General features: G+C 59.1%; 14 protein-coding genes. 8 read left to right on the top strand and 6 right to left on the bottom strand.

What is annotated here, in order from left to right:
- Positions 1–5: 5 nt before the first annotated feature.
- On the bottom strand, positions 6–884 hold the full coding sequence (locus BLW01_RS05055; protein WP_092568401.1) for a CYTH domain-containing protein: 879 nt from the start codon (positions 882–884) through the stop codon (positions 6–8).
- 115 nt (positions 885–999) lie between these two features.
- Here BLW01_RS05055 and BLW01_RS05050 point away from each other — a divergent pair, with 115 nt between their 5' ends.
- The 8 genes from BLW01_RS05050 to glrR all read left to right on the top strand — a co-directional run bounded on the left by BLW01_RS05050 (position 1,000) and on the right by glrR (position 10,536).
- Positions 1,000–1,680 (top strand): TIGR00153 family protein, encoded by a 681-nt coding sequence (locus BLW01_RS05050; protein ID WP_092568400.1) that lies wholly within the window; start codon positions 1,000–1,002, stop codon positions 1,678–1,680.
- Positions 1,681–1,759: 79 nt separating this feature from the next.
- Entirely contained in the window at positions 1,760–3,025 is a 1,266-nt protein-coding gene (locus BLW01_RS05045) for an inorganic phosphate transporter (RefSeq protein WP_092568399.1), read from the top strand.
- 94 nt (positions 3,026–3,119) lie between these two features.
- Complete coding sequence (locus BLW01_RS18455) at positions 3,120–4,133, top strand: hypothetical protein (protein WP_175529772.1); 1,014 nt, start codon at positions 3,120–3,122, stop codon at positions 4,131–4,133.
- A 5-nt stretch (positions 4,134–4,138) separates the two neighbouring features.
- Positions 4,139–4,795 (top strand): Fe2+-dependent dioxygenase, encoded by a 657-nt coding sequence (locus BLW01_RS05030; RefSeq protein WP_092568582.1) that lies wholly within the window; start codon positions 4,139–4,141, stop codon positions 4,793–4,795.
- 82 nt (positions 4,796–4,877) lie between these two features.
- Complete coding sequence (gene argA / locus BLW01_RS05025) at positions 4,878–6,191, top strand: amino-acid N-acetyltransferase (protein WP_092568397.1); 1,314 nt, start codon at positions 4,878–4,880, stop codon at positions 6,189–6,191.
- Between the two features lie 922 nt (positions 6,192–7,113).
- Entirely contained in the window at positions 7,114–8,598 is a 1,485-nt protein-coding gene (locus tag BLW01_RS05020; RefSeq protein ID WP_092568396.1) for a sensor histidine kinase, read from the top strand.
- Between the two features lie 25 nt (positions 8,599–8,623).
- Complete coding sequence (locus tag BLW01_RS05015) at positions 8,624–9,163, top strand: hypothetical protein (protein ID WP_092568395.1); 540 nt, start codon at positions 8,624–8,626, stop codon at positions 9,161–9,163.
- A complete protein-coding gene (glrR, locus tag BLW01_RS05010) occupies positions 9,160–10,536 on the top strand; it encodes a two-component system response regulator GlrR (protein WP_092568394.1) in 1,377 nt (458 codons plus the stop codon). The genes BLW01_RS05015 and glrR overlap by 4 nt, the downstream gene beginning before the upstream one ends.
- Here glrR and xseA read toward each other — a convergent pair whose 3' ends face one another.
- The 5 genes from xseA to BLW01_RS04985 form a co-directional block, all read right to left on the bottom strand.
- Positions 10,537–11,877 (bottom strand): exodeoxyribonuclease VII large subunit, encoded by a 1,341-nt coding sequence (gene xseA, locus BLW01_RS05005; RefSeq protein WP_092568393.1) that lies wholly within the window; start codon positions 11,875–11,877, stop codon positions 10,537–10,539. It lies immediately after the preceding gene.
- Between the two features lie 117 nt (positions 11,878–11,994).
- Entirely contained in the window at positions 11,995–13,254 is a 1,260-nt protein-coding gene (locus tag BLW01_RS05000; protein WP_092568392.1) for a TRAP transporter large permease, read from the bottom strand.
- Positions 13,254–13,709, bottom strand: coding sequence for a TRAP transporter small permease (locus tag BLW01_RS04995; RefSeq protein WP_175529771.1), 456 nt, complete (start codon positions 13,707–13,709; stop codon positions 13,254–13,256). The genes BLW01_RS05000 and BLW01_RS04995 overlap by 1 nt, the downstream gene beginning before the upstream one ends.
- Positions 13,710–13,725: 16 nt before the next feature.
- Positions 13,726–14,712 carry a TRAP transporter substrate-binding protein gene (locus tag BLW01_RS04990; RefSeq protein ID WP_092568390.1) on the bottom strand — a complete coding sequence of 329 codons (987 nt, stop codon included), beginning with the start codon at positions 14,710–14,712 and terminating at the stop codon, positions 13,726–13,728.
- Between the two features lie 59 nt (positions 14,713–14,771).
- Positions 14,772–15,509, bottom strand: coding sequence for a GntR family transcriptional regulator (locus tag BLW01_RS04985; RefSeq protein WP_175529770.1), 738 nt, complete (start codon positions 15,507–15,509; stop codon positions 14,772–14,774).
- Between the last annotated feature and the right edge of the window lie 28 nt (positions 15,510–15,537).

Genomic DNA, 15,537 nt, shown 5'->3' with positions numbered 1-15,537 from the left:
TACGATCAGCATGGTGTCTCGTACAGGGCGCGCGACAGTGACAGGGCAGTCCGGCCCGTCTCGTGGTTCCACCAGTGAATGTCTTGCATGGCCGCCGCCAGTGACGCTGCCAATTGGCGCGCCATCGGCGTCATGGGTGGCGTCTCGCTTTCCGCAAGCTCAGCGAGTATCGCCCGAGCCTGTGCCTGAAAGCCAGTCTGGCCACTATCTCGGGCAGCATCCAATGCAGCAATCGTGAATGCGAACTTATCGCTGGGTGTGTCGAGGCAGGTGGGCAGTGACCATGCTCCGGCAAGTAGCGACGCGCCCCGGGCGGCCTTGCTGGCAGCTGCCGGGCGAAGCGTGACTGTCCGGGCCAGTCGGTCTGCAACCTCCCATAGAGCGCCGGGATCGCCCGATTTCAGCTCCAGCTCGATTTCGTGAATCGGCAGGTGACGATCACCCGTCTGGATTTCTCCCTTGTCCCAGGCCATTTCGATCCGACTCCCATCGTGCTCGAGTTGCCATGTCGTGCGTTCGAAATCAGTGGTGAAACGAGGAGTCAACGCGTCGAGAACGCTGGCGCCGAGTGTCCGGAAGGGGGGCAATGCCGCCAGTCCAGACCTGTCCAGGTCGTCGCCCTCGATCGGCCATTCCCATTCACCCCGTACCGTGAGCCCGGAATTGGCATCGCCGGCGGTTTTCAGGGTTTGAACATGGCCGGCGTCGGTTCGGCGTATTCTCAGGGCGACTCTGGCCCGCTCTAGTGCGCCGTCCGGGGTGTCGTAATAGGTGTTGCCCAACCGTTGGTGTCGGCTTTCGGTGTTCTCCAGCCAAGCGATATCGGTCGGCGTCTCGTTATTTTGTGGAGGAAGGGCGAGTTTCAGTTCGACTTCCTGGCTCATGACGTGGGTATCCGATGGATGAATTTTTCGTGATGTTTAGGTGAATTTTTCATGACGATGGCGTTCTCAATCACTATACTGACGCCGCCATTCATCACGTGCACGACAGAACGCTATGGTGACTACCAATCCTTTTTCGGCGATGTTCGGCCGTTCGCCATTCCAGCCGCTTCTAGCGCATATCGTCAAGACGAGCGAATGTGCCGATGCGCTGGTGCCATTCTTCAAGGCCACGCTCGATGGCAATTGGGAAGAGGCGTCCCGGCATCGCGAAGCGATTACCCGTCTCGAGCATGAAGCCGACGAACTCAAGACCGATCTGCGCCTGAACCTGCCCAACACCATGTTCCTGCCGGTATCGCGCACGGATCTGCTCGACCTGATCAGTGTACAGGACAAGATCGCCAACAAGGCGCGCGACATCACCGGCATCATGATGGGACGCAGCATGCAGGTGCCTGAACCATTGGCCACGCCGATGAGTGAGTATCTGCAGACCGCCGTGGCATCCGTCTCGCAGGCACGCAAGGCACTGGAAGAGTTGCAGGATCTGCTTGAATCGGGATTCGGACGCAATGTCTCCGATGTCATGCAGAACCTGATCCGCGAACTCCATACCCTCGAACATCAGGCTGACGATCAGCAGGTGGCGATTCGTCGGCAACTCTTCGAACTCGAGAGTGAACTCCCTCCCGTGGATGTGATGTTCCTCTACAAGATCATCGACTGGATTGGCGAACTATCGGACCGCGCCGAGCGTGTCGGCAGCCGCCTGCAGATTCTGACCGCCCGTTGATCCAGACACCCGCCGATTCGGCGGGCGTTTCGTTTTTGGGTACTTCCATCTGACCGACAACCTCATAGGAACCGTCCCTATGTCGATCATTGCGCAACACGGCGATATCTTCCTCATCCTGGCATGTGCCTTCGGCTTCTTCATGGCCTGGGGCGTCGGGGCCAACGACGTAGCCAATGCCATGGGTACCTCGGTGGGGTCCCGGGCCATCACCATCAAACAGGCGATTCTCATCGCCGTGATCTTCGAGTTCCTCGGCGCCTGGCTGGCGGGGGGCGAGGTCACCGACACCGTACGCAAGGGCATCATCGATCCTGAGCTGCTTGAGGATGACCCGCAGCTTCTGGTCTATGGCATGATGGCTTCTCTGCTGGCGGCGGCACTCTGGTTGCTGATTGCTTCCAATCGCGGCTGGCCGGTATCGACCACACACTCTATCGTCGGCGCGATCGTCGGTTTCGGCGCCGTCGGTCTGGGCATGGAGGCTGTCGGCTGGGGCAAGGTCGGTCAGATCGCTGCCAGCTGGGTGGTTTCACCACTGATGGCCGGCTCCATTGCGTTCATGCTGTTCAAGAGCGTTCAGCATTTAATCTTCGAAAATCATGACCCGTTCACGGCCGCCAAGCGTTACGTACCTTGCTACATTTTCCTGGTCGGCTTCGTCGTCGCCATGGTCACGTTCACCAAAGGCCTCAAGCACGTCGGCCTCGATGTCGGTTTCGGGGCCAGTTTCCTGATTTCCGTCCTGATCGGCCTGGTGATCATGGCATTGGGCGTGGTGCTGGAGCGTCGTCTGGAATACAAGCGCGGTAAAGAGGATGTCTTCGGCTTCGGGGGCGTCGAGCGTGTCTTCGGTGTCCTGATGCTTTTCACCGCCTGTGCGATGGCGTTTGCCCACGGCTCCAACGATGTCGCCAATGCGGTCGGTCCGCTGGCAGCAGTCATCAGTGTCGTCGAAAGCGATGGTGCTGTCGACACAGCAGCCCTGGTGCCGTGGTGGGTGCTCGTCCTTGGCGGTGGCGGCATCGTGGTTGGTCTGGTGACATACGGTCACAAGGTCATCGCGACCGTCGGCACCGGTATCACCGAACTCACGCCGAGTCGTGGTTTTGCTGCGACGCTCGCGGCGGCGACAACGGTCGTTCTTGCATCGGGTACCGGCCTGCCGATATCCACGACTCATACCCTGGTCGGTGCAGTACTGGGCGTCGGTCTGGCCCGCGGCATGGCGGCACTCAATATGCGCGTCATCGGCACCATCGTGATGTCGTGGTTGATTACACTACCGGCCGGTGCCGCTCTGGCGATCCTGTTCTTCTTCATGTTCAAGGGAATGTTCGGGTAAGCCCACTGCACCGACATCATGTGGCTTGTTGGATCAGAGATGTCGTGATACTTTTTCAAATGCGAGTGTTTTTCATTGGCATGGAGAGGTAAGCATGGCAAATCACGATAACAAGCCACGACGCGTCGTGGCTGCGCGCCGCGTGTTGGCGGTAGGCACGCTGGCCGCCGCGGCATTGGGCAATATGGCTCACTCCGATAACACGACGTCGATGAACACCAGTGAGGCTTCTGAAAGCCTGTTGCTGGCCGCCGCCGAAGGGGAAGGAGAAGGTTCCGCTGCCGCGGGTGGTGAAGGCGAAAGCGCTGTTGCCGGTGAAGGGGAAGGCGCATCCACTGCCGGCGAAGGAGAAGGAGAAGGAGAAGGAGAAGGAGAAGGCGAAGGAGAAGGCGAAGGAGAAGGCGAAGGAGAAGGCGAAGGAGAAGGAGAAGGAGAAGGAGAAGGAGAAGGAGAAGGAGAAGGCGGCGGTGCCGACCTGGCACCAGAAGTCTCCTTGATGCGGGACCTGGGCTTCATGACCGGTCATCTCCGCGCAGGCATGGCGTTGTATGAAGCCGGCGACCTGGAAGCCGCCAAGACGCACATGGGACACCCTATCGAGGAAAAATACGACGCTGTTGCCGCGCCATTGAAAGAACGTGGCTTCGAGGATCTGAAAGATCGGCTCATGGCGTTGAGTGCTGCTGCAGAAGACGAAGCCGAGGTCGAGGAAGTTCGGCGCCTCTTCGATGATGTCATTGCCGGAGTCGATGACGTCCGTGCGGATTCGCCGGGAACGCCTGCAGATCAGTTGATGGGGCTGGCGGCGCTGACGCGCGTGGCGGCTGACGAATATGATGTGGCCATCGCCGATGACGGTTCGATCGAGAATCTCCATGAGTATCAGGACAGTTGGGGTTTTCTGAGAACGGTCGAACGGGAAGCGACCCAGTGGGCCGAAATCGACGATGCCGAGATCGCGGATGCTGCCAACCGGTTTCTTGAACAAATCGACGCTGTCGAGACGGTTTTCGGGGATCTGCAAGGCAACGACATCGAGACACCCGACTCCAGCCTGATCTATGGCGCGGCGGCACGTATGGAGTTGGCTGTCATTGCGATGGAATGATGCCCATGATGATCATCGGCAATGTCCTGGATCAGCATGAAGTGGTGGCCTTGCGAGAGGCCGCCGAGTCGATTCCTTATGAAGATGGTCGGAAAACCGCAGGCCGTTATGCACGCGAGGTGAAACACAACACTCAAGCCGGTGCGACGACCGAACGCGACGCCATTCTGGCCAAGGTCAAGAAGGCATTGAATCGGCACGAGGTGTTTCAGAGCGCGGCAAGACCGCGCCATTTCGCTCGCATGCTGGTATCGCGATATCGACCTGGCATGGCGTATGGGACGCACGTCGACGACCCCATCATGAAGGGCAGTCGAACCGATCTGTCGTTTACCCTGTTTCTCTCCGAGCTCGACGCATACGAGGGCGGCGGCCTGGTCATCGAAGATGCTATCGAAGAACGGGTGTTACGTCTGCAGCCGGGAGATCTGGTGCTCTATCCCACCAGTGCCTTGCATCGCGTGGAGCCCGTGTCATGGGGAGAACGGCTGGCGGTGGTCGGTTGGGTGACCAGCTGGGTCAGAGACCCGGCTCAGCGTGAGATCCTGTACGACCTTGATGAAACCACGCGGGCCATTTTCGACGCGTATGGCAAAACCGAAGCCTTCGATCGGCTCTTCAAGGCCAAGAGCAATCTTTATCGAATGTGGGCGGAAGGATAGGCACCCGCCAGTAGTGCCGTGACCAGGGGTCCTTTGCTATAGTCGGTGTTTCCGATTCACTCGTAAGCGCCGGAGAGGGCCCTTGAATACCGCGTTGCCGTTCGTTGACTGGTTCCGCCATTCATCCCCATACATCAATGCCCATCGTGGCCGAACCTTCGTCATCCTCATCGAGGGCGAGGGGATGGTCTGCGATCATGGCGAGCAACTGGTCCAGGATCTGGCATTACTGCACACCCTGGGCGTGCGACTTGTCGTGGTCTTCGGGATTCGCCCCCAGGTCCAAACCGCGCTGTCCGAGGCCGGTATCGAACCCCAGCGTCATGAAGGTCGCTGGATTGCTGATGCGTCGATCATGGCGCATGTCGAACGGGTGGCCGCCGAACAGCGCTTGTGGCTGGAAGCCCGGCTGTCGCTCGGTCTCCCCAATACACCGCTTCATGGCATCGAACTGACGGCGGTTTCCGGCAACCTGGTCATGGCTAAGCCGCTGGGCGTGCGCGGTGGCATCGATTTCGATCACAGCGGCGAGGTGCGCCGCGTTCGATCCGTCGCGATCGAAGGTCTACTCGATCAAGGCGCCATGCCGGTCCTGCCACCATTGGGCTATTCCAGTACCGGTGAGGTCTTTGACCTCGAGGCAGCCGAGGTCGCCCAGCAAGTCGCCGTCGCCCTCAAGGCCGATAAGTTGATCCTGCTTGGCGATGCCGAAGGCCTTCACGACGACCAAGGTCGGCTCTTGCGTCAGATGAGTCCTGCAGAGGCCGAGCCGCAGCGCCGTCAAGCTGACGTCGACAGTGAAATATCACGCCATCTATCCGCGGCTTGTGCCGCTGCCCGCCATGGTGTGGCGCGTACGCACCTGGTCTCCTGGCGCGATCGGGACGCCTTGCTCGGTGAACTATTCACTCGCGACGGGGTGGGTACCATGATTACCCAGCACCGCTATGAGCAGTTACGGCCCGCCGAGTTGGGGGATGTCGCCGGCTTGCTTGAATTGCTTGAGCCTCTGGAAGCCAGGGGCATGTTAGTGGCGCGCTCGCGTGAACGCCTCGAACACGAGATCGATGATTATCTGGTTATCGAGCGCGATGGCATGATCATTGGCTGTGCGGCCCTCCACACCTATCCCGACGAAGCGATGGGTGAACTGGCCTGCGTTGCGGTTCATGACGATTACCGGGGAGGCAAGCGGGGCGAAATGCTGCTGACCGAAGTCGAGCGACGGGCACGTCGGCAGGGAATGACCCGGCTGTTTGCCCTGACCACACATACCAGTCACTGGTTCTTCGAGCACGGCTTCCAACTAGCTGATCTCGCCGATCTGCCGACGCTCAAGCGGGATACCTACAATCAGGCTCGCCGGTCGAAAATCCTGCTCAAGTCGCTCGGTTGAACCTTCTGTTATCCAACATGCCGGTATCGCCGTCCGACGATCACTGACGACGTTGGGTGGTTGGTGTCGCGAGGGGTGTTGTCTTGTCGCTACAGTCGCCGCTGACATGTCTCAAATTAGAGACATTATAACTTTATGATTTTAAAGGGTTAAATAAATAGCGCTGATTTTGTGTTGCTTGTTGGCGACAGGTTGCCCCGCCTGGGTCGCAGATTTTTCCTGCTTCTTTCGGCTTCTAGAGTGGTTTGAGGTTTTTTTCATTTTTAAGTTACTGTTTTTAAATAGAATTGCTGTTTTTGGCACGATGGTCGCAATAGGTAAAGTGAGCAACAGGGAAGCGGTTCATTACGGCTCGAATCGTTTCTCGGTCGACAAAGAGAGGGGAGGTCAACACCACCCTGTGCTACCAACCCGATCGAGTCGGCCGCGTCTGCTCCACGCGATGTGTGACTTAGGTTGCGATGAGACAGGTACCGCCTACTGGCAAGGATGTGTACCGGTAGGGCAAGGATGCCCTGGCAAGGATGCCTCTCCCCTTCGGGGGATCGAATTTCGGTGGCGGCGCTACGGCGGTGTCACCTACTGAAGAAGCCGGATGGTCCGCCATCCGAGCACAGTGGAAAGTTCCTGGTCGGCTATGACTCCACTGTGCGGCTTCGGGGCCTCGGGCCCATGAGTGAATGTTGATGAGGTCTTTCGACCAGGCGAAGGCAACACGGCATTCTCTTACCCTTCAGTTCCCTGCGTACCTTGGGCCGGCCCTGCCGGCCCCCTTTTTTTGCGCAATCAGTAGCCATCGGACCTGAACCATGTTGACAGTCGGTAAATGAACAATTGGCACCGCGGTTCGGGGAAAGGTCTGTTATCCTGAGTGAATTACTCCATGACTTCGCATTTCCACCTGCTACACAGAACGATTGTCATGACCACCCAGGTTTCGCGCCGTTGGCGCCCGCGTTCGCTCTGGCAACTGGTGCTGCTGGCCTTCTTTGCGGTCATGCTGCCGCTTGGAGTGCTGATGTTCCAGGCCAGTCAGGCACTATCGGAACTGACCCGCTTGGCGGATGTCAGCGCACGTCAAGCCGTGGAAGAAACACGGCGGGCACGCACGTTGTCGACACTGGCCCTCGAAATGGAGCGCAGTGCCCGTCAGTATGCCGTGGTCGAGCAGGAAGGGTTGCTCGATATCTTTTCGGATCGGTTGCAAGAATTCAGTGACCTGCTCGATCAGCAGCGCCAGTTGTTACCCAATAACCCCGATGTAGCTGCACTCGATCGGCAGATCGACGAGCTGGAACAGCTCCCTGAGCTGCCCATCGAGGAGTTTCGTGACGCACTGCCCCTCTTCACAACCTTGGCCCAGCATACCGATGCCGTGAGAGTGGCAACCAACACCCAGATCGACAGCCGTATCGAGTCGATTCGTGAGCGAGCCAGTGCCGTCCAGACACGGGTCTGGTTGCAGACCGGCGCTTTGGTCTCGGCCAGCCTGCTGTTGATGCTGCTGTTTTCGTGGCTGATCAATCGACCGGTGCGCCAGATCGAACGCCGTATTCTCAGTCTGGGCAATATCGGCACCAAACCGGATCCGGTGCCGATCCAGGGGCCGGCCGAGCTGGTCAGTCTGGGCGATAGACTGGACTGGCTGTCGTCGCGACTCTCGGAACTGGAAGCGCAGAAACAACAGTTCCTTCGGCATATGTCACACGAGCTCAAGACCCCGTTGGCCAGTGTCCGCGAGGGGACGGCGCTGCTTGACGACGATGTGGCGGGCGAATTGACGCCCCGGCAGCGTGAGATCGTCGACTTGATCGATCGCAGCAGCCAGGAGCTCCAGACACTGATCGAGGAATTGCTGGATTACAATCTGCTGCAGCATCAGCGCGCGCTGGGTGGTGAGCGCTTCGATCTGGCGACCGTGGTCAAGGAACTGCTGGCCAAGCACCAGCTGGCGCTGGAGCATAAGGGCATGCAGGTCGTCTGGTTCGATGCCCCGTTGGAATGGCAAGCCAACCGGGCCGCAACCGGACGCATTCTCGATAATTTGTTGTCAAATGCCATTGCCTACGGAGAGGATGGGGGATATCTGGAAATTCGGGCCCACTGCCGGGGAGATACCCTGGTCGTGGAGGTGGCCAACAGTGGCGATGCGATAGCCGAAGCCGACCGTTCACGCCTCTTCGAGGCGTTCTATCAGGGGCGGGTCAAACGCAAGGGACCGCTGAAAGGCTCCGGTATCGGCTTGTCGGTAGCCGCCGACTGTGCCGCTGCACAGCAAGGAAGACTGCAACTGGTCAATGATGACCGACTGCCGGTGTGCTTCCGGCTGACGCTGCCCTGGTTGCCGGTGGAACCGCAATCAGTTGATTCCGATACGAAACCGCCACTGACGGTGGATTCACATTAGCGTCGACGCAAGGAACCAATGACTCATGCAATATCGTGTGCTGTTGCTCACGCTGGCGGCCGTATCGCTGGCGGGATGTGAAGGGTTTCCCCTCAATCTGGAAGAGGAGAAACCAGCTCAGGAAGTTGCCGTTCCGGCCCATTGTGATGGTGAAATTCCGACTCTGGATGACAACGACTGCCTGGTGGATTCCTGGATAGAATTCGGCTTGGCCGCGCAACGTTCCGACAGTGAATGGCGTGATGAACAGTTGGACAAGCTGGATGAGGAATCGCCGCGCGATCGCCTGGCACGAGCCACGGTGCTGGCCTGGGGCAGCGAGCAACAGTGGGATGCGGCTTCCGAGCTTCTCCAGGAAGACCTGCATGCCGCTCCCGGTGATCTGCAGCCCTTGTTGCGCTACTGGCTCAACGAATTGGAAGGGCGGCGTAGCCTCCATGAGCGCTTGCAAAGCAGTGAGGCCAGCCGTAACCAACTGGCCAATGAGAACGAGGAATTGACCGAGAAGCTCGATGCCCTGACGGCGATCGAGCGCAGTATGAACTTGAGGCAACAGATGCCATGACGCGACCGGCCCATATTCTTCTGGTAGACGATGATCCGAGCCTGCTGACTCTGCTGGGCATGCGCCTGGAGAGCAAGGGCTTTCGAGTGACCACGGCGGAAAGCGGACGCCAGGCCCTGGATAGCTTGACGGAAAGCCGCCCGGACGTGGTCCTGTCTGACCTGCGCATGGATGAAATGGATGGTATGGCGCTGTTCCAGGAGCTTCAGCGTCGTGCCCCCGGAATGCCGGTGATCATCCTCACGGCGCATGGGTCGATCCCCGATGCGGTAAGCGCCACGCGCCAAGGGGTGTTCAGCTTCCTGACCAAGCCGGTGGATCGTGATGAGCTTTTCACTGCCATCAACGAGGCGTTATCACAGGCCCCGACGCCCGGCTCGGACACCGACAGCGCCTGGCGCGATTCGATCATTACCCGTAGCCCCCAGATGGAGCGCGTCCTCGAGCAGGCCCAGATGGTAGCGGGCTCCGATGTCAGTGTGCTCATCACCGGCGCCTCGGGGTCCGGCAAGGAATTGCTGGCCAATGCCATCCATCAGGCCAGCAGCCGTTCCGACAAGCCATTCGTGGCCATCAACTGTGGTGCGTTACCTGAACAGTTACTGGAAAGCGAGTTGTTCGGTCACGCCAAGGGCGCGTTTACCGGCGCGATAAGTCAGCACCAGGGGCTGTTCCAGGCAGCCGAAGGCGGCAGTCTGTTCCTCGACGAGATCGGCGATATGCCTCTGACGTTGCAGGTCAAGCTGTTGCGTGCGATCCAGGAACGCCAGGTACGGCCGCTGGGTTCGACCACCTCGGTGCCGATCGATGTACGTATCATCTCGGCAACGCATCGCGACCTGGATCGTGCCATGCGCGAGGGCGACTTCCGCGAGGATCTGTATTACCGCCTCAATGTCGTCAACCTGAAGCTGCCGCCGCTCAAGGAGCGCGCCGAGGATATCCCGCTACTGGCCAAGCACATGGTTGCCCAGGCGGCGGAACGCCACAAACCCTTCGTCAAGGGGTTCTCGCCCGAGGCACTCAATCTGTTGGCCTCCAGTGCCTGGCCGGGCAATGTGCGCCAATTGCTGAATGTGGTGGAGCAGTGTGTGGCGCTGACCAGTACGCCGATGATTCCGGAGGCATTGGTGTCGCAGGCACTGGCGGCCGAAGAGAATGCCCTGCCGTCGTTCAACGAAGCGCGTTCCAGCTTCGAGCGCAGCTACCTGATCAAGGTGTTGAAGATCACCGAGGGCAATGTGACTCAGGCCGCACGCATCGCCGGGCGCAACCGCACCGACTTCTACAAGCTGCTGTCGCGTCACGAACTCGAGCCGGGCAGCTTCAAGCCCGGTGGTGACGCGCCGATGGGCAAGGCCGAGCATATCTAGTCACGATGACGGGAAGCGCTGTTTGACCTCCACGTTCAGGTGGCCTTCACCGAGCCGGGCGGTCAGGTCCTGGCCGGGATGGGCGTCGTCGGCACGGCGAATCACCTGGCCCTGTTCATCCTGCAGGATCGCGTAACCCCGACCCAGAACCGCCAATGGGCTCACCGCCTGCAGCTCCCGCACCAGGGACGACAGCCGTGCCTGGTAGGCTTCCAGTTGTCTGGGCATGGCAGTCTGCAGGCGCATATCCGCCTGGGACAGGCGCTGTCGGGCCAGTTGTAACTGCTGTTGCGGGTCGAACACATGGAGACGCTCACGCACATGACGTTCCCGCTGCCGTTCACTTTCCAGCCGCGACGACATGGCGCGTTTCAGCCGTAACGTGAGCTGTTCCACGTGGCGCTGCTGTTGGGCAAGGCGCTCTCCGGGATGGCGTAACCTGGCGCGCAGATGATCCAGGCGCTGGGCGGTCTGGTTCAGTTGCCCCTGTTGGGCGCGAGTCAAACGACCGAGCATGACATCCAGCCGCTGGCGCAGGTCGCGTCTGTCCGGCACCAGTTGTTCGGCTGCGGCGGAGGGGGTCGGTGCACGTCGGTCGGCGGCGAAATCGGCCAAGGTTACATCCGTCTCGTGGCCCACTGCCGACATGACCGGCAAGCGTGAGTGGAAGATCGCCCGTGCCAGGTGCTCATCATTGAACGCCCACAGAACTTCCAGACTACCGCCTCCGCGGGTGATCAGCAGGCAATCCCGTTGCGGGTCGAACCGAGCCTCCCGATTGAGCATGGCCAGGGCGCGAATCATTGCGGGTGCGGCTTCCAGCCCCTGAACGGGGACAGGCAGGATGCTCACCCGGCTCAACGGCCAACGTGCCGACAGCACCGCCATGACATCGCGAACCGCCGCCCCGGTGGGTGAGGTCATCACGACCAGATGGCGCGGCGGATAGGGCAGTGGCCGAGCATTGGCAAACACGCCTTCGCTCTGGAGTTTCTGCTTCAATTGCTCGAACGCTGCCAACAGGTCGCCTGCGCCAGCCGGCTGCACCGCCTCCACGATCAACTGATAATCGCCACGCGGCTCGAAGAGCGAGACCTTGCCGCGTACCCGCACGCGATCGCCATCGCGCAACGGTGTGGCGGCGAAGCGTGCCCGATTGCGAAACAGTGCACATCGCAACTGGGCCCGTTCATCCTTGAGGGTGAAGTAGACGTGCCCTGACGCCGGTCGTGCAACCCCCGACAACTCACCTTCCACCCATATCTCGCCGAAATCGCGTTCCAGCAACAGGCGCGCACGGCGGTTGAGTTCGCTGACGGTGAGGGTCGTGTCGTTGGTCATGGCTATCGCTGTACCTTAGGCAGTGTCGAATGAGTCTAACATGTCGCTACCACTGCCCTGCCAATGAACAGCGCCCTTCCTGAAGGCGAGGGCGCTAGTCATGAAGGAGTGCTTCGTTTATCTGAACCACAACGCGGTCATCGGCGTGAATGTCACGAACAGCAGGACGGCGAACATGGCAAGGAGGAACCATTTGCAGTATCCCATGACCTGTTCGATCTTGAGGCCTGTGGTTGAACAAACGGTAAGTAACACGCTGGCCACCGGAGGTGTCTGCTGACCGATTCCCAGGTTGAGGCAAACGATCACGCCGAAGTGCACTGGATCGATGCCGAGTTCGAGCGCCATGGGCAGCAGCAGCGGCACTACTACGATGATCGCTGCGCTGGCATGCAGGAACATGCCCAGCAACAGCACGAAGACATTGATGATCAACAGGTTGAGGACGTAACTGTCGGTAATGCCTCCCAGAGCACTGGCAATTTGCTGGGGCAACTGCTCATTGGCCAGGTACTGACCCAGGATGGCCGAGCCGGCCACGATCATCATCACGACAGCGGTCTGGCGGGCTGTTGTCACCATGAGTTTCCAGATGATCCGAGAATCCAGGTCGCGTGTAATGAACAGACCGAACAGCAAGGCGATCATGACCCCGATTCCGGCCGCTTCGGTCGGGGTATAGATACCGGCAATCAAACCTCCGACCACGATGACCGGAATCGCCAAGGGGATCAGGGCACGCTTGAATGCGGTGCCAACTGCCTTGACTTCGAAGTTGCCTTCGCGTGGATGGTTCTCGCGACGAGCGAACAGCCAGGATGTCAACATGAACGCTGCTGCCAGCAGCAGGCCCGGAACGATTCCTGCGATGAAAAGGTCGCGGATGGAGGTGTTCGTCGTCACCCCGTACAGCACCATGGGAATCGAGGGGGGAATGATAATCCCGAGTGTAGCGGATACCGCCGTAACCGAGGCGGCAAACGGTTTCGGATAGCCGCGCCGTTCCATCTGTGGAACGAAAATTTTCGACATCACGGCGGCATCGGCAACGGCGGAACCACTCATCTCGGCCATGAACATCGAGGTGACGACATTGATGTGACTGAGTCCTCCCCGAAGCCAGCCTACCAGCGATGCGGCAAAGTCAATCAACCTCTGAGCGATGCTGGTGGCGCTCATCAATTCTCCCATCAGAATGAACAGGGGAATCGCCAACAGCACCAACGAGTTGGTTCCCGAGTAGATCTGCACTGGAATCATCAATAGATTGATATCCGCGATCCACATGGAAAGTGCAGCGGTGACCATCAGGGCAAAACCGACTGGAACACCCAGCAGGATGATGCCGAATAGCATTGCAACAACACCCCAGGCCATCAGAAATTCCTCCAACGTTGAACAAGACGAACGCTTAATGCTACGACCATCAGCGCACTCGCGAGCGGCAGTACGCTCATGAATACGCCTTGTGGGATGGGTAGTGTTTCGATGGAGCGGCCACCAACACGCTCGATCATCTGCCAGGACATGATGCCGAGAAGTACGAAGAAACCGATGACTGCCATGTCGCCAACCACCTTTACGACCCGCTTTAGAAGCGGGGGGAAGGATTCAAGCAACATGTCGAAAGCAATGTGACCTTGTTCTCTGGCGGCCAGGTAGGCACCCAGGAAAGCGATCCAGACCAGCAGGAATCCCGGTACTTCATCGGCCCATACCAGCCCGGATCCGAGCACATAGCGATAAAAGACATTCAGACAGACGGCAATGGCGGTGAGGGCCACCAGGGCCCCCACTATGATCTCGATCAAACGATCCAGATATCTCAGCATCGTTGCGCTCCAGGTATTACTCGGCGTCGGCGGACTGATGGACGGTCTCCAGCCAGTCACTTCCATGGCGGTTCACATAGTCGTCGTAGACGGACTGTACCTGTTCCCGAAACGCTGCCAGGTCGACGTCGTTGATCTCCAATGAGCTCCGCATCGCATCGAGATTGGACTGCTCGATTTCGGCAGCCTGTGCATAAGCATCATCACGCATGTCATTGGCGACGTCGGCAAAGACCGCCTGCTGTTCATCACTCAACGAATCCCAGAAACCGGGAGAAGCCAACAGGAAAGAAGGCGTGTAGACATGGCGAGTCAGTGATAGAAAGTCCTGCACTTCATACATTTTCTGTCCATAGAACCCGTAGGTTGCGGCTTCGGCTCCATCCACCACGCCGGTCTGCATGGCGGTAAAGGTTTCTCCCCACGCAACCTTGGCCGGTGCCGCGCCCAGTGAGGCAAAGATCTGCTGGCGGAAGTCGCCGCCGGAGATACGTATCTTCATACCCTCCAGGTCGGCAGGCTCCTCGATGGGATGACTGGAATTGATGATATGCCGGAACCCGTTTTCATAGATGCCCAGCACCTTGGCGCTCATGCTTCCTTCGATCGTATCGACCAACGCGTCTTCGAGACCGTCAGCCATTGCCTGTTGTACATGCGCGCGATCCTCGAACAGCCATGGCAGGTCGAAGAACCCCAGCTTGTCGTCAACCTTCATGACGCCTGAAGCGACATTGACCATCTCGACCGTATCGAGCTGAAGGTTATCGATGAGTGCAGACTCCTTGCCCAACTGACCGTTAGGGTAAAGTTCGAAGTCGAATTCACCGGGTAGCCGTTCCTCGATTCTCTCGGCGAACATTTCCGCCTGCTTGGCCAGTGGCGATTGAGCCGACACATGTGTGGCAATGCGGACTTCTTGAGCGGCATTGGCGTGCGCGCAGAGTGCGAGCCAACTGATTCCGGCAAGGCCGGTTAGCAGGAAGGTCTTGTTGTTGCTCATGGCGTTGCTCCTTGAAGGGGTGTCATTGGGCTGCAGTGGCAGGGGACAGAGCCATCCACCTAGCGGATATCGAAGCTGTAATGGAACCAGTCGAGACGACCTCGGCTCAGTCGCCACTCCAGTGGTCGTTCGTCATAACCTCTGGCCAGACGAGCGATTTCGATGACCTGGACTCCGGGGGGGAGGTCCAGGTGATGTGCCGGAGATTCCGGTACCGGGCCGACGGAGAGTGTGTCGGTTGCGCGAAATACCACTTCGCCGCATACCTGTTCATACAGGGGATAAAGCAGGTCTCCCCAGGCATCGGGAGGCAGGTTCAGCAAGGACTGGAAACGCGTCCGGGACAGATAGATGACTTCATGTAGCAGGGGCATCTCATCCACGCGTCGCACACGCTCGATTTGAATGAGCTCGCTGTCATCGGGCAGGTCGAGGTGATGACAGATATCAGTCGTTCCCGGCACGACCCTGATATCCAGCAATTCGCTTTTCGGGTGCAGTTGCACACCTTCGCGATCGGTCAGCCGAAAGAAGCGGGCAAGTGAGTGGCTGAAATCCGCCCGACGCACGAAGGTTCCCTTCCCATGCTGGCGTTCCACCCAGCCGCGGTCGACAAGCATGTCGATCGCCTTGCGAGCCGTTCCCGGTGCGACGCCGTATGACTGGGCGATGTGCATCTCCGATGGCAGCACATCCCCTGGCTTCAGGCTGCCTTGCTGAATGTCGGACAGCATCGCCTGGTAGATTCGGTAATAGCGCGGGCTGCGAGGTTCGTCTTGCTGAAGGTTGGCTTGCATGGTCATATGCTCTAGTGTACTTATAGTC

Source organism: Aidingimonas halophila (assembly GCF_900106955.1).
GTDB lineage: Bacteria > Pseudomonadota > Gammaproteobacteria > Pseudomonadales > Halomonadaceae > Aidingimonas > Aidingimonas halophila.
Note: the sequence above shows the minus strand (reverse complement) of the source record. Positions and strands in the feature narration are given on the sequence as shown.